This is a genomic window from Paenibacillus sp. FW101-FHT12H11, assembly GCF_058790355.1.
Genome location: NZ_JBYTCO010000008.1, coordinates 43,329 through 64,117 on the forward strand (window position 1 = coordinate 43,329; position 20,789 = coordinate 64,117).

General features: G+C 46.7%; 21 protein-coding genes and 1 pseudogene. 6 read left to right on the forward strand and 16 right to left on the reverse strand.

The annotated features are described in order from the left end of the window. Positions 1-42 precede the first annotated feature (42 nt). Positions 43-930 (forward strand): LysR family transcriptional regulator, encoded by an 888-nt coding sequence (locus AC3WTJ_RS24625; protein WP_157321893.1) that lies wholly within the window; start codon positions 43-45, stop codon positions 928-930. On the opposite strand, the gene AC3WTJ_RS24630 is transcribed toward AC3WTJ_RS24625, so the two are convergent. Beyond that, positions 914-2,245, reverse strand: a complete 1,332-nt coding sequence (locus tag AC3WTJ_RS24630) for an APC family permease (RefSeq protein WP_492524070.1) — start codon at positions 2,243-2,245, stop codon at positions 914-916. The genes AC3WTJ_RS24625 and AC3WTJ_RS24630 overlap by 17 nt on opposite strands. A 277-nt stretch (positions 2,246-2,522) precedes the next feature. Here AC3WTJ_RS24630 and AC3WTJ_RS24635 point away from each other — a divergent pair, with 277 nt between their 5' ends. Beyond that, the gene (locus tag AC3WTJ_RS24635; protein ID WP_492524303.1) at positions 2,523-2,942 is read left to right on the forward strand and encodes a phage lytic cycle repressor MrpR family protein; all 420 of its coding nucleotides are present in this window, start codon (positions 2,523-2,525) and stop codon (positions 2,940-2,942) included. A 104-nt stretch (positions 2,943-3,046) separates the two neighbouring features. Then, a complete protein-coding gene (locus AC3WTJ_RS24640; protein WP_492524071.1) occupies positions 3,047-3,505 on the forward strand; it encodes a discoidin domain-containing protein in 459 nt (152 codons plus the stop codon). Between the two features lie 154 nt (positions 3,506-3,659). Here the strand turns inward: AC3WTJ_RS24640 and AC3WTJ_RS24645 are convergent, their stop codons facing one another. The 6 genes from AC3WTJ_RS24645 to AC3WTJ_RS24670 all read right to left on the reverse strand — a co-directional run bounded on the left by AC3WTJ_RS24645 (position 3,660) and on the right by AC3WTJ_RS24670 (position 9,560). Then, on the reverse strand, positions 3,660-4,634 hold the full coding sequence (locus AC3WTJ_RS24645; RefSeq protein ID WP_492524072.1) for an ROK family protein: 975 nt from the start codon (positions 4,632-4,634) through the stop codon (positions 3,660-3,662). Between the two features lie 16 nt (positions 4,635-4,650). Beyond that, the gene (locus tag AC3WTJ_RS24650) at positions 4,651-5,334 is read right to left on the reverse strand and encodes an N-acetylmannosamine-6-phosphate 2-epimerase (RefSeq protein WP_492524073.1); all 684 of its coding nucleotides are present in this window, start codon (positions 5,332-5,334) and stop codon (positions 4,651-4,653) included. Next, the gene (locus AC3WTJ_RS24655) at positions 5,331-6,257 is read right to left on the reverse strand and encodes a dihydrodipicolinate synthase family protein (RefSeq protein WP_492524074.1); all 927 of its coding nucleotides are present in this window, start codon (positions 6,255-6,257) and stop codon (positions 5,331-5,333) included. Before AC3WTJ_RS24655 ends, AC3WTJ_RS24650 begins: the two co-directional genes overlap by 4 nt. A 43-nt stretch (positions 6,258-6,300) precedes the next feature. Beyond that, positions 6,301-7,194, reverse strand: coding sequence for a carbohydrate ABC transporter permease (locus AC3WTJ_RS24660; protein WP_492524075.1), 894 nt, complete (start codon positions 7,192-7,194; stop codon positions 6,301-6,303). 9 nt (positions 7,195-7,203) lie between these two features. Beyond that, positions 7,204-8,100: a carbohydrate ABC transporter permease gene (locus AC3WTJ_RS24665; protein WP_492524076.1), complete on the reverse strand. Its 897-nt coding sequence runs from the start codon at positions 8,098-8,100 to the stop codon at positions 7,204-7,206. A 74-nt stretch (positions 8,101-8,174) separates the two neighbouring features. Beyond that, positions 8,175-9,560 carry an ABC transporter substrate-binding protein gene (locus AC3WTJ_RS24670; protein WP_492524077.1) on the reverse strand — a complete coding sequence of 462 codons (1,386 nt, stop codon included), beginning with the start codon at positions 9,558-9,560 and terminating at the stop codon, positions 8,175-8,177. 220 nt (positions 9,561-9,780) lie between these two features. Between AC3WTJ_RS24670 and AC3WTJ_RS24675 the strand changes: the two genes are divergently transcribed. Both AC3WTJ_RS24675 and AC3WTJ_RS24680 read left to right on the forward strand, forming a co-directional pair. Then, on the forward strand, positions 9,781-11,424 hold the full coding sequence (locus tag AC3WTJ_RS24675) for a response regulator (RefSeq protein WP_492524078.1): 1,644 nt from the start codon (positions 9,781-9,783) through the stop codon (positions 11,422-11,424). Continuing rightward, positions 11,425-13,212 carry a cache domain-containing sensor histidine kinase gene (locus AC3WTJ_RS24680; RefSeq protein ID WP_492524079.1) on the forward strand — a complete coding sequence of 596 codons (1,788 nt, stop codon included), beginning with the start codon at positions 11,425-11,427 and terminating at the stop codon, positions 13,210-13,212. Between the two features lie 65 nt (positions 13,213-13,277). Here AC3WTJ_RS24680 and AC3WTJ_RS24685 read toward each other — a convergent pair whose 3' ends face one another. The 9 genes and pseudogenes from AC3WTJ_RS24685 to AC3WTJ_RS24725 form a co-directional block, all read right to left on the reverse strand. Continuing rightward, on the reverse strand, positions 13,278-14,072 hold the full coding sequence (locus tag AC3WTJ_RS24685) for a sporulation protein (protein WP_492524080.1): 795 nt from the start codon (positions 14,070-14,072) through the stop codon (positions 13,278-13,280). Positions 14,073-14,074: 2 nt separating this feature from the next. Continuing rightward, complete coding sequence (locus AC3WTJ_RS24690) at positions 14,075-14,833, reverse strand: AAA family ATPase (RefSeq protein WP_492524081.1); 759 nt, start codon at positions 14,831-14,833, stop codon at positions 14,075-14,077. A 23-nt stretch (positions 14,834-14,856) separates the two neighbouring features. Beyond that, the gene (locus AC3WTJ_RS24695) at positions 14,857-15,267 is read right to left on the reverse strand and encodes a pentapeptide repeat-containing protein (protein WP_492524082.1); all 411 of its coding nucleotides are present in this window, start codon (positions 15,265-15,267) and stop codon (positions 14,857-14,859) included. A 178-nt stretch (positions 15,268-15,445) separates the two neighbouring features. Continuing rightward, a complete protein-coding gene (locus AC3WTJ_RS24700) occupies positions 15,446-15,829 on the reverse strand; it encodes a carbohydrate-binding family 9-like protein (RefSeq protein ID WP_492524083.1) in 384 nt (127 codons plus the stop codon). A gap of 587 nt (positions 15,830-16,416) precedes the next feature. Continuing rightward, complete coding sequence (locus AC3WTJ_RS24705; RefSeq protein WP_492524084.1) at positions 16,417-17,211, reverse strand: hypothetical protein; 795 nt, start codon at positions 17,209-17,211, stop codon at positions 16,417-16,419. Positions 17,212-17,369: 158 nt separating this feature from the next. Beyond that, entirely contained in the window at positions 17,370-17,663 is a 294-nt protein-coding gene (locus tag AC3WTJ_RS24710; RefSeq protein WP_492524317.1) for a hypothetical protein, read from the reverse strand. A 100-nt stretch (positions 17,664-17,763) separates the two neighbouring features. Continuing rightward, a pseudogene (locus AC3WTJ_RS24715) lies at positions 17,764-17,898 on the reverse strand (hypothetical protein); the annotation flags it as partial. Positions 17,899-18,197: 299 nt separating this feature from the next. After that, positions 18,198-19,121 (reverse strand): EamA family transporter, encoded by a 924-nt coding sequence (locus AC3WTJ_RS24720; protein WP_492524085.1) that lies wholly within the window; start codon positions 19,119-19,121, stop codon positions 18,198-18,200. After that, on the reverse strand, positions 19,118-20,284 hold the full coding sequence (locus AC3WTJ_RS24725; RefSeq protein ID WP_492524086.1) for an iron-containing alcohol dehydrogenase: 1,167 nt from the start codon (positions 20,282-20,284) through the stop codon (positions 19,118-19,120). The genes AC3WTJ_RS24720 and AC3WTJ_RS24725 overlap by 4 nt, the downstream gene beginning before the upstream one ends. A 138-nt stretch (positions 20,285-20,422) precedes the next feature. On the opposite strand from AC3WTJ_RS24725, the gene AC3WTJ_RS24730 reads away from it, so the two are divergent. Further along, positions 20,423-20,761: a L,D-transpeptidase gene (locus tag AC3WTJ_RS24730; RefSeq protein ID WP_492524087.1), complete on the forward strand. Its 339-nt coding sequence runs from the start codon at positions 20,423-20,425 to the stop codon at positions 20,759-20,761. The last annotated feature ends 28 nt before the right edge of the window (positions 20,762-20,789 follow it).

Genomic DNA, 20,789 nt, shown 5'->3' on the forward strand with positions numbered 1-20,789 from the left:
GATATATTTACACCAAGATATCCTACAGGGGCAGGGTGAATTATGCGTATCGAACAACTGCTGTATATGATTGAAATCAACCAAACAGGATCCATTTCGCTTGCAGCTGAGAAGCTGCATGTTTCCCAACCCAATATTTCACAAGCCATCGTCTCTTTAGAGGAGGAACTTGGCGTTAAACTTTTTAATCGATCCCGTTTTGGTGCCGCACCTACCGTGGAAGGCAAGCTAATCATCAGTAAAGCAGAAGAAATCATCAGCAAAGTAGAGGAGCTTCGGGAGTCTGTCAGCCATCATGACAAGGAACTCTCTGGGCTCCTCTCCATTGCGTCCATACCCAGCCTGTGCTTAAGCGTTCTCCCAGGAGCGTTAGCGGTTTTTAAAGAAAAACACCCTGAGGTTGAGTTAGAGATGCTTGAACTGGATTACCAGCAGATCAAACAAGAGGTTCTTTCCGGCAACGTTGACATGGGGTTAATCGCTTTGTCCAAACAGCACGAAGAGAACAATAAACAATTAACAGTGGAAAAGCTGATGGATAACCGAGTTATGGCGTGTGTAGGCAAAAATTCACCATTTGCTCATCGGACAAGCATTTCCATTGAGGAACTGGCGAATCAACCTATTCTGCTCAATTCGGAACACTTAATTGAAAAGCTCCGAAAATACGGGGAACCGAACATTTTATTCAAACTCGGAAACTCGGAAGCAGCGAAGCGCGTGATCGCTGAGGGTATTGCGATTGGCTTTTATACCGAACTCGGTTTGAAATACGATCCCTATATTCTTACAGGCAACACGATTGCCCTAGAGATCACCGGAGAAGACATGGATGTCACCTTCTGCTCCATAAGGTTAAGAAATCGCCATCAATCCATCGCATCCAGAGAATTCGCCAAAGAATTAAAAGCGATTATTGCGTTAAATTAATTTCTAACCGACCGATTCTTCGCCTGCTAACAATTTTCACATAGAGAATTGAAGCGATGAACAGCATGACATTCCCGATAATTAATGGCGTCGACAACCGGCTTAGCAGTAAATAACCCTGGTACACCAGTAAAATAACAGCCACGGAGACAATGATATATAGCAGTGTTGGTTTCATGGTGAAGGGAGCATTACGGTAAAGCTCCGGATGTTTGCGTGGCAGTTGAAGTGCCGAGAGGACAGGAAAAATGCTGGAAAAAAGCAGGATGCCGACACCAAGCTGAGAAATCGTCGTTAAGGATACGCCCGTCACGATCGGTATGACGCCGAGTAAATAGTAGAACGTCAGCAGCCAGTGCGGCGTGCCGAATCTGCGATTGACGGCGCCGAATGCGGCAGGAAACCAACCGTCCCGGCACGCAACCAGCATTCCTCTCGTCACCCAAGAGAAGGTCACATTCAGAGTTGAAGCTAACGCGAACATGGCTCCCCCAACGATAAAAAACAAAAACAACGGATGGGGCAATATTGTTCTGGCCACATCAGCAAGCGACTCTCCCGCAACCTCGCTAACCGGCAAAACACCAGTCGCCACAATGCCAATGCCAATGTACAACAGTGCCACGATGCTACTGCTAATCAGTATGGCAAGCGGAATATCCCGATGAGGACGCTTCATCTCCCCACCCATTTCAACAACCGCATAAGCGCCGCCGGAAGCGAAGGAGGTCATCCCTACAGCCGTTAGCAGCCCCGTCCACCCACCCGGCATCATCTCCTTCGGATGAAACACTGAGTAATCGACTTCCGTCACTCCCCACACAATAAAAACGAGCAGAGAAAGCAGCTTGATCACAACCAACCATTTGCCCAAAGATGACATGAATTTTACGCCGAACAAATTAATCAGATAGAAAAATGTGAGAATAATGAAGGCAACCAGCATAATTGGCGCCTCTGACATAAGTCCTTGTAAATATTGTGCAAATGAGATGGCATACACCGCTATCGTCAAATGGCCGAAAGTGAATAAAAGCAGATAAACAAACCCTGCATTCGGAGATAGCAGTCGGCTTGTGTACGTGTACATACCTCCTGTTGTTGGCAGAACAGATCCTAGTACCGCAAGTGGAATCGTAATAATAAGCATGAAAATCGAGGAAAGCAGGAAAGCAAGCGGCACCCCCGTCCCCGTTAAGCCAATGGCGATCCCGGTAATGGACATAATGCCTGCACCAATGATTTGACCAATTGCAATGCCAATTGCGTCCCTTAACCCTAATACCTTTTTCAAATCCGCTTCTTCATTCGCCACAATGACAACCCCCTCACAACTTTATTCACAAAGTTAACAACCCAATTCTTCATGCACCCGACATTCCCTGCTTATTTTCTGAACATTAATTTTTTTTGTAATCCGGCATAAATCTTACCTGCACCTGCATAGTTTATATAGTTGCTTATTACTGAAAGCCGCATGAAACTTTTACAGAAAATCATTTTTACTTGGGAAGGGAAGTTGATTTCGTATTCTTACACTTGAGAAAATCGAACACATTGAGGTTGGCTGTACAAATCCGCAGGACGCCATTATTATCCGCCTGTTGGTCGAGGGCATTGAGGCCCACGAAATCGTTTATTTAAAAAAGAGCTCCTTAGACGCCAAGAAGCAGCTGCTCACCGTCACTGACGCCTTCGGAGCCAAGAGACAAGTACACGTATCCAAACGTTGTGTCGACTTGTTTCAAAAGGCCATCCTCCAAACGCAATATGCCGCTCACCTCGGCCATCCAACCAAACAAAAGGTCACCGATCTACGCAGCAGCGACGACCTGATCAAAGTAAGCATGGACGACTTCATCGCAAATCGGTGTATGATTACTCAGATGGATTGCGTACTTTTAAGAACCATTTATATGCGCCTTCGGCAGTTAGCGGAAAGGTTTGCGACGCCGGAGCTTACATATTTAACTACGACCAGACTAGAGATTAAACAAGCGGCACATGCTTAACATGAAAAAAGAGGCCCTAGGGCCTCTTTTTTTGATAGCTATTTCCCGCCAACCTACCCTTATATCGTAGCGTAATGTTCTATTTTTATTGTTTATGTACGAAAATGTTTGAAAAATCCAACGTTTTCAGGAGGAAATCCACCCAACTACTGCTCGTCTCGACGCCGACACCAACCCTCCTAACTGTTTCTACCGTTAGCGATAGCGGTAATGACGGGAATGTCGCCACGAATACGCTTGACAACAACTTAAGCACACGCTGGTCCTCCCAGGGTGACGGTCAATGGATTAAATACGATTTGGGCGCCAGCAAAACCGTCGCCTATGCTTCGATCGCCTTCCATCAAGGCGACATTCGCACGACAACCTTCGATGTCCAGATTTCATCGGACAATACGAATTGGACCCCGCTGCTAACGAATAAAATCAGCACCACAACCCTATCGCAAGTGACCTATGACTTCACGGATACGGCGGGTCGCTATGTCCGCATCGTCGGTCACGGCAATTCATCCGGCAACGGGTGGAACTCCATAACGGAAGTTGATTTTTACGGTAATTAGGTAACGCAAAGAGACCGTCTCGGATCGCAGTTCTTAATCGGAGATCTTTAACGCCGATTCTTACATCTATTCAGCAGGAGAAATCCACTTCAGCCCAAAAAACGGGAGTTGCTCCCGGTTTTTGGGCTGAAAGTAACAACGGCATTCAATCCTATCAAATCGCAGGATCAGCATACTCCCAGACCTGCAAAGCAGCCCCAATCATCCCGCTCCAGTTCCCACGATAAGCCCTCTCGATCCTGACCCCATCATGCATGGACGGCATGGTCCTAGCAGCCACCTCTTTCCTTATGGCATCCAGGAATCTATCGCCAGCTTCAGCAACGCCGCCGCCCATAATGATCAACTCCGGGTTAAAGATATGAACAAGCGACGCCAGCGCCGAGCCGAGGGCAGCAATGGTTTCCTCCATGACTTCCGATGCCACGCGGTCGCCAGACTGCCAGCGCGAGAAAACTTCTCGCGAATCCATAGCAACCGGAGCCTCACCCAGTGCAACCAGCTTCTCCTTCATTCTGCTAGCAATATTCGTACCTGACGCATATCGCTCCAAGCAGCCTCTGCCCCCGCACAAACAAGGCGCTCCGTTCCAATCCACCGAGAGATGGCCTAATTCCCCGCCTGCGCCCCAGCAGCCATGCACAAGATGTCCATCAACGACAACAGCGCCGCCGACTCCTGTCCCGAGCGCCACGCACAGGAAATGACGAACTCCTTTGCCTGCGCCAAGGTGTTTCTCCGTCAAAGCCAGGACATTCACGTCATTATCCACCGTGACGGGCAGCTGAAACTGCGCCTGCAGCAGCACCTTCAGCGGTGTCCCGGTGTAGCCCGGGAGCAGCTCAGAGGCGGACCGAACTTGTCCGGTCGACCAGTCGATTTGTCCTGCGCTGCCAACACCGATTCCTTTGTATCGGCATCCGGGTTTGACAGCCTCAACCTCGGAGAGCAAGCTCTGAATCGTCTGCGTAACACGATCCTTAGTGTCTACTTCCCCTGCCAACGTCGGCAAACTAACTGTGAACAAGACCTCGCCATTCGAGCTGACCACCCCGGCATTCATTTTCGTGCCTCCGATGTCAACGCCTATTGCATAATCCGAATAGGGATCAAATAGGATTGTTTCCATCAATTCTCCCCCTGCCCTATTCTTGGCTCATCGCCTTGATATATCGAGACGTAATCAATTGCGGCCGGGTAATCGCGCTGCCGACAACGACATTAGCTGCTCCGCATTCCAGCGCTTTCGCAGCCTCTTCCGGCGTCCAGATCCGCCCTTCTGCGACAACCGGGATCTTGACCGCCTCGCTTAGCTGCTGCAGCAGCTCAAAATCCGGTTCATCCGACTGCCGGCTGTAAAAGGTATACCCCGAAAGCGTGGTGCCGATCAAGTCCACACCTAGACGCTCTGCAGCAATCCCCTCTTCCAGCGTGGAAATATCCGCCATGACCGCTGCGCCCATCTTGCGGGCTAGAGCAATCAATGGTTTCACGGCTTCCAGACGGCCCTCGCGATCCGTCACATCAAGCGCCACGACGTCCGCACCGGCTAAGACTATCGCTTGCACTTCATTTATCGTAGGCGTAATGAAGATGTCCGAGCCGGCGATATCGCGTTTGATAAGGCCAATAACCGGCACCGACACTTCCTGCTTAATGGCCAAAATGTCAAACACGCCATTCGTCCTGATGCCGACTGCGCCTGCTTCCACAGCAGCTCTGGCCATTTTGGCCATCGTATCTCCGCCCCGCAGCGGTTCATGAGGCAGCGCCTGACAAGATACGATCAAGCCTTTTGCAGGGAACAGATCACCTGATCTCTCTGTCACAGCCCTTCTCCTTTCACTTGCGCAGCAAAACCTAGAATTCGCTCGTTCAAGGTATGAATACGGGGCAGATCCGTTTCCCCAACCGGCAGCAGCGGCATTCTCGGCTCACCTGTGTCATAGCCACGCAGTTTCAAGATGGCTTTGCAGGCGCCATACAAGGATGGGAATGACAATAACTCCACGATCAGTGCATTTACAATAAACTGCCATTTCATTGCCTCCGCCATCTTCCCTTGCGCATAACAATTTTCAATGTGGAGGAAAAGCTCCGGCATAACGCCGTATGTACCGCCAATTCCACCATCTGCGCCAATGCTTCTGCCGGCCAAATATTGTTCATCCGGCCCGTTGAGAACGAGGAAATCTTCGCCGCCGGCCGCTTTGAACTGCTGCAGCTCGAATGTGCTCTCTGCGGAGATTTTGACGCCGATGACTTTTTCTTGGGCTGCCATTTTGGACAGCAGGCCCACGGATAACTGAAAGCCCGTCGTTTGCGGGATATGATAGATGATAAAAGGCAGATCCGTGCTGTCGATGATCGCCTGCCAATGTGCCTCTACACTTGGCGCCGACAATCGGTAATAAATGGCCGGAACAGCGGAAACCGCGTGCGCTCCAATTTTCTCCGCATGAAGGGCAAGCTCCACGCTATCACGCGTAGCAGGTGCACCGACATGCGCGATGACCGTCAGTTCATCCCCGACTTCGCTGATAACGGCTTCCAGCATCAGCTTGCGTTCAACCACAGATTGCAGTATACCTTCACCGGAACTGCCGCCGACATACAAACCTTTGACGCCTGAGTCGGCGTAATACCTAGCTAAACGGCGAGCTGCCGCCAAATCAATTTCACCCGAAACATCGTAACAAGAATACATCGCAATTATAATCCCTCTAAATCGATCTAAATTATAGGATTTCATGATGCATTTACCTCCAGTTTTGTAGGAATTTCGATGCCTTTATTTATCCTTTTACTGCACCCATTGTAATGCCCTGTGTGAAGGCCTTTTGGAAGACCAAGAAAATTGCAATCATAGGAACCGAGGCGAGTGCAGCTCCGGCCATAAGTACACCATAATTCGTCATAAACTCGCTCTGCGTCGTCATCATGGATACACCTAACGGCAATGTCATCATCGTCGTCGAGCGGATCATAATGAGCTGACTGAAATAATCGTTCCAGGAAGCGATAAACGTGAAGATGGCAAGCGCACCAAGTGCGGGTTTGAGCAAGGGGAAAATAATGGTGGAGAACAAGCGGATTTCCGAACAACCGTCCATCTTGGCCGCTTCCATCAATTCTCCTGGAATGGTCTGAGCGAACTGCTTCATCAGGAACACACCGAATGGCCAGCCGATCGCTGGCAAAATAAGCCCATAATACGTATTAACCCAACCGAAATCCGCCAACATCGTAAAAAGCGGAACGAGAATAACTTGCTTCGGCAGCGCCATCGCCGCGATGAACATCGTAAAAATAATTCTCCGTCCAGGGAAAAGCTTCTTCGCTAGCACATAGCCGGCCGTCGAAGAAACGAGGCAAACCGCAATCATTTCCACGATAGAGATAGTGAAACTGTTCAGCGTCCAACGCCAAATCGGGTTCTTAAACAATTCAAGCCAATTGCTGAGTGTCGGTTGAAGCGGAAACCATTCAGGAGGTATCGCTGTGGCGACCGTCTGAATTTTGAATGCGCCGGTCATGATCCAATAGAAGGGAAAAATAAAAACAATCGTAGAAAGAATTAAAAGCACGGTGGAGACCACTTTCGTCGGCGTCCATGTACGTTTTTTTCCGGTGTATCGCTGTTTTCTGACACTGCCGGTGTGTGTATGCACATGTGTATTTACTGTCATGATGACCTCCTAGTACTCAACATCGCTGCCAAAATATTTGAATTGAATCACGGATATGATACCAATTACGATCGCCAAAATAATGCCCATGGCGGAAGCAAGGCCGAAATGCCCGAGCATAAAAGCTTGCTCGTACACGCCATACATAACCGTAGATGTGCTGTAAACGGGACCGCCCGAAGTCAGCAGCTGAATTAATGCGAAACACTGGAACGTGTTAATTGTCGTAATGACAATCACATACAGATTCGTCGGCATGAGCATCGGCCATACGATTTTGGTGAATATTTGCCACGGGGTTGCACGATCGATCTCCGCCGCTTCGATATAGGAGGTAGGAATGTTGCCCAGTGAAGCGACATACAAAATGATGGGCTGTCCGACAGACGTTGTAATCAAAACAGCAATGATCGCGAGCAACGCAGTTCTTGTATCGCCTAACCATGATATAGGATCGAAACCAAATAGACCGATGATATAATTCAAAATTCCGTAGTTGGGATGATAAATCCAACCCCATACGACCGTAATGCTAACAACCGAGGATACGGCAGGCAAGTAAAATACACCACGGAAAAACGACCTGGAAAACTCTTTCATTTTATAAATATTGACGGCTACAAAGATGGAAAATACGATGACGAACGGCACCGCAATAACAACCAACAAAATCGTATTTCGCATGGACTTCAGAAATGTTTCGTTATGCATCAAGGAAACGTAGTTATCTAAGCCAATAAAATCAAAAGTCCTCAAAGAATAATCGAAAAAGCTGATGTAAATACCTTTTAGCATCGGATATGCGACAAAAATCAGAAAAAATCCAAACGCCGGAAGTAAAAAGAGATAGCTCATCAGCCAGTCGCGCAGGACCATATTTCTCGATTTGCTAACCGTTGCTTCCATTCCCTTTTCCCCATTTCTCGTGTTTAGTGCAGGAGCAGCGCCGCTTGCTGCGCTGCTCCCCTTGCTTATGCTGCTTATTTTTGAACTTGCGCTTTCGCTTTGGCAATTGCCTCATTGGCTTTAGCCGCAAAGGCGTCCAGCGCCTCTTTCCCCGTTGCCGTTCCTGTCAATGCGCGCTGCAGCTCTGGGAACCAGAACGTGCGGATTTCCGCATAGCCGTCTGCAATTGTCGGAGGATCTGTGATAAATTGGCGCGCCAAGTCCGCGTATTTATACTCAGGGTCGTCATACAAGCCGGTTACCGACGTACGTGCGGATAGACCACCGGTCTGAATGACGTTCTTTTTGCCCCAAACGGGATCATTGACAACGAAATCGATAAATTTCTTGGAAGCTGCAATTTTATCGGCATTGCCGTTGTTGAAAATCGCAAGCCCTCCGAGGAACGGCTCAAGCTTAGGTTTCGAACCATCCAGTGTCGGGAATGGCAGCAAGATATCCTCGAACGGCACCTTTTTATTCGCCACGTTTTGCGCTTTCAAGACCGGCGAGTAGTTCAGGGTAAAGGCCAGCTTCCCTTGTAAAAACAAATCGTTAACGTCAGACGCTGCCAGCGAGGCTGCTCCTGCTACACTAATTTTGTCTTTGGTTGCTTTTACAACCCAATCCAGCGCCTTGCCGGCATTCTCGGTATTGATCGCAACTTTCGAGTTATCTTCAGACAGGAATCTTGAAACACCCATGTTAGCCAAATAGGCGCGAGTGCCTTGATCACCTGCGGTGCTTTTCGCGAAGAAGCCCGTTGGAATCATATCCGGCGCTTTCTCTTTCACAGCCTGCAGCGCTTTTTCGTATTCCGCTACCGTCCACGTTCTGTCCGGTTTGTTCAGCGGAAGCAGATCGAGGGCGCCGATTTTCTCAAACACGGTTTTGTTCACAGCCATCATGAACGGTCCCGTATTCAGCGGATACATGACGATCTGATCGCCGACGGTGGATTGCTTCCAGAATGCCTGAGCAATGTCATTTTTAACTTCCGGGGTCACCATGTCGTTTAAAGGCGCGAGCAATTTTTTCTTGCCCCAATCAATAATACGTCCTGGAGCATCATAAATGACGTCAGGCGCCGTGTTGGACGCAATCGCGACATTCAGCTTTTGCGGGCCTCCATCGAACGTAATCATTTCCAGATTGACTTTTATTTCCGGATATTTTTGATTAAATGCAGCAATGATTTGTTTCTCGTATTTGCCGACTTCACCGTCCAACGTTTGGAAGTTGGGAAAGTTCCACCAAGTAATCTCGACGGGCTTAGCAGCCGCTTGGGTCGCTGCAGGCGTTGCTGCGTCCGGCGTTGCTGCCGGTTTACTTCCCTCCGAATTACTGGTGCATGCAACCAATTGGGATCCTACTAGCGCTACGCCTAAAACGGTCATCAGCCCTTTTTTCATTGCTCTCATCTAAGTACCCCCATTATCGTTATAGGAACGAATGATTTCGCTTTCATTCCTTGCTTTAAGCATAAAACATATCCATCCATGGCAAAATCCCACTGGTTTTACATCTATGGTCGTATTCTGACCTATTTGCTTTTCGATCTTTTTCAAACACGTTTTGTAGCGATTTTAGTATATAATTTAGAAAAAGAACAGAGCAGGCCATAATCTTTCGGGGGATCTTATGTATAAACTACTCATTGTCGAGGATGAGCCACTCATTCGCACAGGCATCAAGCATTATTTTAACTGGCAGGATCTTGAGGTCTCCCATATTGTAGAAGCGGACAACGGCAAAACTGGCCTAACAATGGCCTTGCAAGAGAAACCTCATCTCATTATTACGGATATCCGCATGCCGGAGATGGATGGGCTTGAGATGATTGAGCAATTGCGCCCCCAGCTCCCGGATACGGTGTTTGTCATTTTGACAGGATTCAATGAATTTGCCTATGCGCAGCAAGCCATACGGTTGGGCGGCGTTCATGCCTTTTTGCTTAAACCGCTCGAATACGAAGAAAGTCTGACCACGATCCAAAGTTGTCTACAAGAAATTGTAGCTAGGGAGCAGAAGCGGGAAACCCACTCCGAGCTCATCCATGAAAGCAAGCTGTCCAAGGGCAGCGAATGGGTTCAACTTTTGCTGGAGGAACCTGATCTCGCTGTGGCCCAAGAGGGAAAGCTGCAGCAGATCTTTGAATTCCAAAGCGACAACTATGGGTATGCTCCTTTTGTGGTCTCGTGGTTACCTATGAAAACAGCTGCTTCTCTTGCCAAAAATAGCATCAAGCAGATGGCGGCCACTTGGATTGATGATACGATTTCGTCACTGTATTCGACTGAAACGGCACGTCAAATTATTACCTATATGTATCGATCGAAGATATACGGGCTTGCAATTTTAAATAGCCCCTATGCAGAGGTCGATCATCGACTTGCTTTTCAACAACTGGAGCGTTTGTTAAAGCAAGCGGGAGAAGTGAGCCAAACTTCTATTTTCATGGCCATCGGGGAACCAACAGTCAAGCTGCCTGAATTAGGCCATTTGCTGCACCAGACGGACAAAGCATTATGGCAGCGTTATTATGAAACTGGCCGGCACGTGTTTCTTGCAGCCGTTGGCGAGACGGGACATGCAAGCAAAACATCCGCCATTCATTTGGATGATCAAGATAAAAAACAGCTTTACGCCTGCTTGGAAAGCGCAAATGCAGAGGAAATCAAAAAACTCTTGCACCGATTTGAGAAGGACAGTCTAGCACATATGCCGCAAATGGCGCCTGCACGTTGGCTTGCCTTTTTGCAGGAACTCATCGGCGTTTGCATTCCGTTTGCCAATAAAAACAACATCCCGTTTGAAAGCGTCTACAGCGACAAGCTGTTAAGCCTTGCCTTCGCGGATGATTTCTCAACATTCGAAGCTCTTTTCGACTGGCTCGGGGATTGGATGGCGCAGCTCGGAACCTTGTCCCGGGATGGCACGTTGCCCGATCAGCAGCAGGACGTGCTTATTTTTGAACACATCGCCTCTTTCATTAGGCAGAACATTGCGGAAGATGTGACGCTGCAAATGGTCGCAGACCGCTTTTTCTACAATCCTTCCTACTTAAGCCGCCTGTTCAAAAGAAAGTTAGATAAAAATTACATGCGGTTTGTCACGGAAATCCGAATAACCTACGCTCAGGAGCTGTTAAAGAAGCCTGACTTATTAGTAACGGACATCTGTACGATGTGCGGATACAAAAGCTACAAGCATTTCGTCAAAACCTTTGGCATCATCGCCCAAATGACACCCACCGAATACCGCAAAAAATGGGGTTGGTCCTAAATGTTGAAATGGCGGATGAAGCACGTCAACCAGCAAATTTTTGTGCTGATGATCCTGATTATTACAATTCCTTTGTTAATCATTTCCGTTATCATCTACTTATTTTCCATACAAGCTGTCAAAAACGAATACCAAAGCAGCTCCAACTTAATTCTTACAAATTTGTCCTTCAACATTGATCAGTACTTGCAAAGTATCGAAAAAGGCACGCTGAACGCACAAATGGACGGACAGCTGCAAGGAGCGCTGGAGCATTGGACCCTAGCTGGCGAGGACAGCGGCAACGATCAAATGATTGTGTACGGCAACATTATCGAGCATTTTATCAGCTCTATCGAGATGACGATCAAGAACGTGGACAGCGTTCAAATTTACGCAGGCTCCAGAATGTTTTACTCGATGAATTTCAATCGTTCCGACTACGATGTGAAGGATTTTTCGCATGAAGACTGGTATATTCAGACACAGCAAAAAGCAGGGGGAATCGTACTTTTTGGCGCACATCTTCCTTTTCATCGGGTCAATGCCAAAGAATCGGTTATTTCCATCGCTAGAGTCATTAACAAAGTAGGCAGCAAACAGCCTATCGGTGTCATGCTCATTGACATTCGTCTGGATTCTCTAAGGGAAATCTTGAAGCTATCGGAAGATCGGAAGCGGAATTTCATCATTATTGATGATAAAGGCGGCGTGATTTACAATTCCAACCGCAATCAGTCGATAAGCGATTTGTCGGCAACGCTTAAGGAGCAAGCCATTCAATCCATGCTGGGTAACGAAACGGGGAGTTTTTATGCCAATTTCTCAGGCGTTGACTCGTATATTAACTTTGTAACTTCTTCGTATTCCGGTTGGAAAGTCATTCAATATATCGATGAGAAAGAAATGACCAAGCAAGCCGATATTTTGATTAAAATAGTTCTGACCTTAGCCTTCCTCTCCTTGGGCACAGCGCTTCTCTTCATGTTTATCCTGTCCGCGCGTGTGACCAAACCGATTATTCTGCTTAGCAGACAGGTTAAATTGGTCGGGTTAGGGAAATTCGACGTTGATTTAAGCAGCGACCGTCAGGATGAATTCGGTGTGCTGTATCAGGGCATCCGTAAAATGGTGGAGGATCTACAAAGCTATATCGAGCGTTCCGCTACGGCGATGGTGCAGCAAAAAATAGCTCAATTCGGCGCGTTAAAAAGCCAAATTAATCCTCATTTTCTCGCCAATGTGCTCGAATCCATCCAAATGAAAGCCGTCATTAACGGACAGCGGGAAATTAGTGAGATGGTCGGCATGATCGGCCGCCTGTTCCGCATTCAGATCCAGACCGGCAAAGAAACCGTATCCCTGCGTGAAGAGCTTGAGCATATTCGGTTATATGTGAAAATCCAGCAGCTCCGCTTTGGTGATAAAATCCAGTATTCCGAGAAGCTTGCGGACGAGAGCGCCGAACTGCAGGTCATTCACTTCTCCCTCCAGCCACTCGTCGAAAATGCGATCGTGCATGGGTTGGAGCGATTAAGCGGGCCAGGTTTGCTTGAAGTATCCACGGTCAAATCCGGCAATGATATGCTCATCATGATCAAAGACAATGGTGTGGGCATGGACGAAGAAAAGCTGCAACAGCTGCAATTAAGGCTCGCGCAGCCTTCCAGTGCGTTAGACGAGGCCCATATCGGAATTAAAAATGTTCATGATCGCATCTGTTTCTACTTCGGCGAACAATACGGCTTGACCTTGTACAGCCAAACGGGGCAAGGCACGACGGTAATCATTCGCCTTCCGATGAAATAAAAAGGGACTGTTTCGAAAGATCACATGATCTTTTGAGACAGTCCCTTTCGTGCATGGCGTGTATGTTACCGATCCAGTAAATCGTCAAAAATGCCCCGGAACTGATCCGCCACGGATTCAGCACCTTCCTCAAGCTCGTCTACGCTGAAAAAGAAACGGTGATGGGACTCATCCGTATCCAGCATATCCGCTAAAAGTCCGCCGAACCCCCGCGTTCTGCGGTCGAATTCCAGGAGAACTTCGACCCCGTTCTCATCCGGGTAGAAAACAAGTTCCAACTCATCCACGGAGCTGCGGTATTCCCCATTTTGATACGGTACAAATTCGAAATTTTGAATAAAAGGCAGATGATAATTACGCTGCGGATAATATTCGTTCTCTGCTTTATGCAAATGAAAACCAAGTTCCTCCAACGCTTCAAAAATAACCGACGTGTGCGGGTGAGCCAACACTTCGATAGGATCACGATCGGAAGGATCAACCGCGTTGTCCACATCCATGCCTGTACGGATCCATATTGGGCTCACGCCAATAGAAATAGGCGTCTCATGCGGAAGTACGAAATGGAAAGGAATTTCCACCGATTCTCCGGGTTCAAAAACAAAGCTTTCGCCTAACAGAATATTGGCAATCACAACCGTTTCTCTGTGCATTCGATTCGCATCGTTATTGGCCGGCTTGAGGTATTCCGTCATAATTTGAAAATAAATTCTGTCCACTTTCTGCTCTACGCTGCCGCCTTTGGCAACGATGACTCCCTCTACAAGCTCCCCGGGAACGAAAGCCTCCGTATGGAACTGCGTGTCGATTTCAATATTGCCAATCCCTACTTTAGCCATCATTTTCTTAAAAAAAGACATGCTTATTCCTCCGCTTCATCCTCATCAAACAGCGCCCGAAAATAGCGCTCCCGATGATTCAAGAAATCTCTCGTTAAATTGAAATGATCCGTATCTTCATACGAGATTGGCTCAATGGCGGTTTCAGTAAACTGCAAAATTTGCGCGCCTGGATACGCCATGATGATCGGGGAATGCGTAGCTATAATAAATTGCGCCTGGCCTGATTTCTCCAATTCCCGAATCATACTGAGAAAAGCCAGCTGATTCTGCGGCGAAAGCGCCGACTCGGGCTCATCCAACAGGTACAAGCCTTTACGGCCGAACCTGTTTCGGAAAAAGGTCAAAAAGGCTTGGCCATGCGATTGCTCATTCAGGGATTTGCCGCCGTATGGCGCGTAAGCTTGAAATCCAATATACGGATCCTTCGCCAACTCATCGATATAACCGGCAAACGTATCAAAGGTCTCTGCCCGGAAAAAGAGTCCATGGCTGACTTTGGGCAGCCACGATAATCTCATGATATTCGCCAGCGATTCATCATCTTTTTCTTTCTTAATCGTTAAATCCCGGCCTCCGACTACACTAAAGCCGCAGGAGACACCGATTGCCTCCAGCAGCGTTGACTTCCCCGAACCATTATTTCCGATAAAAAAGGTGACATTCGAGCTGAATCTGAGTTCATCGATTTGGCGAATGGGCCTAATGTTAAACGGAAATGCCGCTTGATCTTCCTCGGACAACTCGGACCAGTTCAAGGTAATTCGCTGTAAAAATGGCATTCGTGCCTCCTGCTGCTCATGACTTATTGATTAGCTGAATAGTTTTTGAGTAAATCTTCAACAAGAATGCCATTGATTTTCATGCCCCTGAGTTCACAATCTGTAAGCTCGGCATCCGTCAAATCACAGTTGGCTATCTTGGTATTGGCTAGTTTGCATTTCGTAAATGAGGTATCAACCAGATGAACATGTTCGATCTGAGCGTTGTTGAAGTTGGCATTCTGAATGCTCGTGTTCGAAAGGTTGATGTTCGAAAACTTTGTTTTCTGCATATTGATGTCATCTAATACCATGCCGCTCATATTCGCATTATGAATCTTTGTGTTGGCAAGATTCACATCGTCAAAAACAAGATCCTCCGCTTTCACTTTTTCAAACTTTGAACCCGTGATATCCGCCATATGCAAATTCAATTGCTCCGTTTTCAAATTCATTCTCATCAACCTCGCCTTTTCAGCAGATTCATATCCATGGACATCTAATAAATTGCTCACAGTTAACTTTACACGAAAATGGCTCTCAGGCAAACTGCAAGAAGCCAAATTTCTCCGGCGTATGAAATTGCATCGTCCCCACAGGAGACCAAGCCGCAAATTCATCCGGTTGACCGCATCACCGGTCAATGCGAAAAAAATTAGTTCGCCATACATCGCCCATAGAGGGAATGCCAACTGAAAAGTTGCCCAGCAGCAATTCCCAAATGAACACATAATCTCTCTCAGAAACTCTCGTCTCTGTCTTCCAATCGATCGCGTGCCACTCTCTAACTACCTGAATCGGTGGACGGGCAGGATCATAATGAATGATAGCGTCAAAGGTCACATTTGCCGGAGAAACCTCGAACTCTTTGTACTCCGAAAACTTGCCCGTATCGCAAATAAATACCTCTACGACATCTTCTTCGCAGAGGGAGTCATCACGATTCTTCATTGTGGCTGAGACGTAATCATCCTCGCAGGCAAACCGGAAATAGATGGCTGGGAAACTTTGATCCACATGCTTTGGCATAGTCTTAAGCTAAACATTTCTTGAAGGTGAACCCAACTTGTAGCTAACATATAAGTTGGAAATATAGGGTAGCCCTATTTTTTATTATAAAAAGCAAAAAATGCTACGTTCAGAAGAACGAGTCATTGAAGAGTCGTATTAATTATAATTTGAATAAATTCGGAAGTGTGACAACTTTCTTGAAAGCATACGTTTAATGCATTTTTGCAAGGAGTCGAGCTACTAGTGTTCAAAGGTACATATGTTCTTACTTTCGTCCTTTCTTAACCAAAAAATAAACATAAATGAGTAATAAAATTATAACCACCGCTAGCAAAAAGTAATATAAAGGGTTTTGAATATCACTCACCATCAACAAAATACCAGATATAATTATTAACCCAATATTTTCTTTATTCAGTCTTTTAAAACTATACTTAAACATTCTATATATAACCCATCCAATAATCATTATAAACAACACTAAGGCACAAATTGTAAGCATAGTTCTCTTCCTTTCTTTATTTTTTAGAGAAGAGCAATACTAATAAAATATTGCTCTTCCACTTCAAATTATACCAGAAAATGCCACTCTTTTAAAAATGTGAAATATAGTCGTAAGCATCCCCAATATCATCTTCCATATCATTAAAGTTATCAACTATTTGAACTGCAGTGATAGCAGCAGATCCTCCTGCAGCAATAGCTCCAATAACTGTTTCCCATGTAAGTAGTAAAAGTCCTAAAGATGCCAAGAGAGCATTATTATTAAATTTAAAATCATTATAATTATCCTCAAAGGAGTCAACGGAGGACTTTGCTGAATTAAAAAATGAATTTGAAGGAGTAGTAGTCCTTTGAATATTGGATCCTGCACCTCTTATAAAATCTGTACCTGTTCCTGTCCAATCTACGTCGCTATAACTTGCAAAGGTATAGCTACTCCAGTCACTGGTGCTATAGTAATGGCTATAAGCGGGTACGCCTCCTGTGTCACCAGAGAGAGCAGTAAAAGAATTCATGTTTTCATCTACCAATTTCCCATTTGCATATAGCTTTTTATCACTTGTTAATTCATAACTATCTTTTTTTATAGAATCGGAGAATTTCTCCCTATATTCTTTTATATTGGCATATTCAGACTCAAGTTGATAGTCATCATCTTCCATAACATTAAACAAAACACTTTTTCCTTTCTTACTTATTTCTACTGTTGTTTTTCTTTTAACAGAACCAAGCAATTTTCCATCAGAAGTATAAAGTGACTTTTCCCGAATGGAGACATTATTAATGGGCTCAGAATTGATAGGTGAAGCATAAATAGACCCATTGATACTACAAATAATTGCAGCAGATAGAACTCCGGATAAGATGACTTTGAGGTTTTTCACTTTGAACTTCCTCCTAAATAAATAGAATATATTACCAGCTGGTGTCCTAAGAATAATAGATGTCCATTTATTTGAAAATAAAAAGATTTATTTGGTAATTATGTATCTTTTATAGCATATATGAATGGGCTTATATAAGCTTTTCCGAATCGGAGAATTTACATATCAATGGTTAAATGTGAAAATATGTTATGTGAATTGATGATGCCGCCAAGCTGCAGGCGCATATGCTCGAAGAGATGAAGCACGCTGCGCGAATAGGCTTGCGGGTCAAAATAAACGCCGGGCTGTGCATTCTCCGGCGAATGCAGTTGATGGCCGCGACCGCCGTAACCGCCCATCTGGCAGCGCAAGTACCAGTAGCCTTGCTCGATGAAAGCGCGAACATGATATTCGACTTCCTGCGGATCGCATTGTCTGCATGGCGGTAGACCGCCGCCGCTTCGCGGCATTTGCCGCCAAGCAACTCAAACACGAGCATATTCGCCAGCTTGCCTTAATGTCCCACAGCGCCATATCGACACCGGCGATGGCGTTATTCAGCACAGGTCCGTTGCGCCGGTAGGAGCTGACCATGGAGGTTTGCCATATATCTGCGATACGGCGCGGATCTTTACCCACAAGAAGCGGCTTCAAGTAGGTCAGAAGCTCTTCCTTTTGAATCGGATACCGGTAGGATCGTTTCATCGCTTCCGATGTCTGATCAGCGTCAAGATGTGCTTCCCATCCGACAATATACGCGGAATCTTGATATTTCCAAGGCTTCTGAATAACAACTAGGATACTGTGTTACACCCTCGCGCGCTCGGCTAACCGCCGAAGTTACGGAAAATTTAAGTTATTTCTTAATCTCCTGCCCAATTTGAGCAATGTCATGTTCTAACAGAATCGCACTTTTCCTACGATTACCGAAGTAAAAAATCATACTTTGACGCATAACAAAAAGGTGAACTCCCTCATCATCACGATGCAGAGTTCACCTGATTCTAGTTTACACCCATTTGACTCCGCCGCTTTCGCAGCTTCATCAATTCTGGCAAAGCAATGCCAACCATTGTAATAATAACACCGATCCATTGTATGCTATGGACGGTTTCATGAAGCACGACAAAGGACATGATAACGGCGGTCGGCAATTCCGCCGCGCTCATAATAGTCGCGATGCCGCCGCCGATCCGAGGAACGCCAATCGCGAAAAACAACGGCGGTATGACAACGCCGAAGAATGCAAGCAGCAGCGCCCAAGGCAGAAGTTCTTCATGTAAAGAGCCGTTAAACAGAAAATGCGGCGGATACACCAGCATAACCAGGATTAACGATCCTGACTGCATGATCGCGCTGCGAGTAATTGGCGCAACCTCGTTTGAAACTTTGCCGCTAAACATAATGAATAAAGCATAAGTTAGCGCAGAGAGAAGCCCCAGACTGATGCCAATCCATGACGGCGCTTCTTGCCCGCCACCCAAATATCCGCTTGCCATAATAATTCCGACAAACAGGATGATGAGCGAGAATATTTTTTCTTTCCCAGGCCGCTTCCGCTCTGTTATCGCTTCAAGTAAAATACCGATCCAAGTAAATTGAAACAAAAGAATAATGGCAAAGGAAGCTGAGATATACTGCAAAGCTGCGTAATAAAAAATGCCCGTTAAACCGGAGGTGGTTCCGACGGCCATGAGCGACAAGGCTTGCCGCGGCGCCACTTTATACTTCTTGGTCTCAGCGCTGGCGCCTCGATTGGATTTGGCAGTAACAAGAACCAGGGTCCAAATCATCAGCACGCCGAACAAATTTTGGCTGCCAACGACTTCCCCCACATGGAAGCCCGACTCATACGCTTTTTTGACAAATGTGGATAACAATCCGAAGCTGCATGCGCCAGCCAGCACGAACAAATAATATTTCATCATAGCGATTTCGTCAGAATATCTCTGACCGTATCGCGCGTCATGATTTTGTAACTCCCCACTTGCTCCTTCATGAAGGACTTATGAATTAATTCCTCAAGTCTGGCATCACTAATGTCATAATCCGCTAAGCAGTTCGGCGCGCCTAGCGAATTCCAGAATTGACGCAGCGCTTCAATGCCTTCATACGCAATTTCGTGATCGGTTTTGCCAGTAGGATCAACACCGAACACAGCCAGCGCCAGCTTGGTCATCCGTGAAGGATCGTCTTCGGCACAATGTCTCATCCAGTTCGGATAAATGATGGCGAGACCTCCGCCGTGCGGAATATCATACACCGCGGACAAGCCGTGCTCGATCTGGTGAGATGCCCAATCTCCGCCATCGGTCCCGCTTGATAATAACCCGTTAAAAGCCGTAGTTCCCGCATACATGATCGTTGCGCGATGCTCATAACTGTGCAAGTTCTCAAGCAATTTAGGCGCAGCTTCGATGATCGTCAAGAGAACCGATTCCATGAAACGATCCATCATTGGCGTATTTTCGGTAAGGTGGAAATACTGTTCAAGCACATGAGTCATCATATCCACAATGCCGTATACCGTTTGATCCAAAGGCACCGAATACGTAAACTCCGGGTCAAGAATGGAGAAAGCCGGATAGGCCAATGGGCTGCTCCAGCCGCGTTTCTCGTTTTTGTCCCAGTGGGTAATGACTGAAATGTTGTTCATCTCGGAACCCGTAGCCGCCAGCGTTAGTACCGTTCCGAACGGCAGTGCTTTAGCAGGGACCGCCTTGCGCGTAATAATATCCCACACATCTCCCTCATAATAAACGCCGACTGAAATCGCTTTGGCGCAGTCAATCACACTGCCCCCGCCTACCGCTAGAATCAGCTCAATACCGTGCTCCCGACACAGTTCGATCCCCTTCTTCACTGTCGTAAGCCGCGGGTTCGGCTCAACGCCTGACATTTCATGCACGTCCGCTTGCATATGGTCAAGCTGCTGTTTAACAGCCTCGTAAACGCCATTTTTCTTAATGCTTCCGCCGCCAAATATGAGCAGCACCTTCTTGCCAGGAGTGCCTAGTTCCTGCGCCAGCTGCTCAATTTGCCCTTTGCCGAACCATAATTTCGTTGGATTAAATTGTAAAAAAGATTGCATGATTGTAGCTCCCTTGGATGACTGATATCTGATAACTAACTAAAGGAGTATACCACAAGTCCGTTTTAATTTCGAAAAAGGTTTGGCGCCCTGTTCCTTTCTCATGTACCTACATAAGATAGACCGAGGTGAATATCCATGCCTAATTACCGCATTATTATAGACCTGTCCGATTTCCAATTATATTTGCTTGATGTTAATCGCGTTGTGCGTGGTTTCCCCGTAGGGATCGGCAAAATGCTCACCCGAACACCCTTAGGCGAATATACGATTATCAATAAGCAGCCAGATCCCGGCGGACCCTTCGGCGTTTTCTGGATGGGGCTGAGCAGGCCGCATTACGGTATTCATGGCACCAACGACCCTTCCTCCATTGGCAAACGTACCTCTCACGGATGTATCCGAATGTACAACGAAGACGTGCTTGAGCTTGCCGCACTCGTGCCCATTCATACCCGTGTGACGATACGACCCTAAGAGGCTGTCCCGGCAGTCATCAGAATGA

Excerpts from the sequence above, each read along its gene's own strand:
- AC3WTJ_RS24685 (WP_492524080.1), bottom strand. The coding sequence starts at position 14,072 with ATGTCTTTTTTTAAGAAAATGATGGCTAAAGTAGGGATTGGCAATATT.
- AC3WTJ_RS24645 (WP_492524072.1), bottom strand. The coding sequence starts at position 4,634 with ATGGAAACAATCCTATTTGATCCCTATTCGGATTATGCAATAGGCGTT.
- AC3WTJ_RS24665 (WP_492524076.1), bottom strand. The coding sequence starts at position 8,100 with ATGGAAGCAACGGTTAGCAAATCGAGAAATATGGTCCTGCGCGACTGG.
- AC3WTJ_RS24660 (WP_492524075.1), bottom strand. The coding sequence starts at position 7,194 with ATGACAGTAAATACACATGTGCATACACACACCGGCAGTGTCAGAAAA.
- AC3WTJ_RS24720 (WP_492524085.1), bottom strand. The coding sequence starts at position 19,121 with ATGATGAAATATTATTTGTTCGTGCTGGCTGGCGCATGCAGCTTCGGA.
- AC3WTJ_RS24710 (WP_492524317.1), bottom strand. The coding sequence starts at position 17,663 with ATGCCGCGAAGCGGCGGCGGTCTACCGCCATGCAGACAATGCGATCCG.
- AC3WTJ_RS24730 (WP_492524087.1), top strand. The coding sequence starts at position 20,423 with ATGCCTAATTACCGCATTATTATAGACCTGTCCGATTTCCAATTATAT.
- AC3WTJ_RS24695 (WP_492524082.1), bottom strand. The coding sequence starts at position 15,267 with ATGAATTTGAAAACGGAGCAATTGAATTTGCATATGGCGGATATCACG.
- AC3WTJ_RS24680 (WP_492524079.1), top strand. The coding sequence starts at position 11,425 with ATGTTGAAATGGCGGATGAAGCACGTCAACCAGCAAATTTTTGTGCTG.
- AC3WTJ_RS24655 (WP_492524074.1), bottom strand. The coding sequence starts at position 6,257 with ATGAAATCCTATAATTTAGATCGATTTAGAGGGATTATAATTGCGATG.
- AC3WTJ_RS24670 (WP_492524077.1), bottom strand. The coding sequence starts at position 9,560 with ATGAGAGCAATGAAAAAAGGGCTGATGACCGTTTTAGGCGTAGCGCTA.
- AC3WTJ_RS24725 (WP_492524086.1), bottom strand. The coding sequence starts at position 20,284 with ATGCAATCTTTTTTACAATTTAATCCAACGAAATTATGGTTCGGCAAA.
- AC3WTJ_RS24640 (WP_492524071.1), top strand. The coding sequence starts at position 3,047 with ATGTTTGAAAAATCCAACGTTTTCAGGAGGAAATCCACCCAACTACTG.
- AC3WTJ_RS24625 (WP_157321893.1), top strand. The coding sequence starts at position 43 with ATGCGTATCGAACAACTGCTGTATATGATTGAAATCAACCAAACAGGA.
- AC3WTJ_RS24690 (WP_492524081.1), bottom strand. The coding sequence starts at position 14,833 with ATGCCATTTTTACAGCGAATTACCTTGAACTGGTCCGAGTTGTCCGAG.
- AC3WTJ_RS24675 (WP_492524078.1), top strand. The coding sequence starts at position 9,781 with ATGTATAAACTACTCATTGTCGAGGATGAGCCACTCATTCGCACAGGC.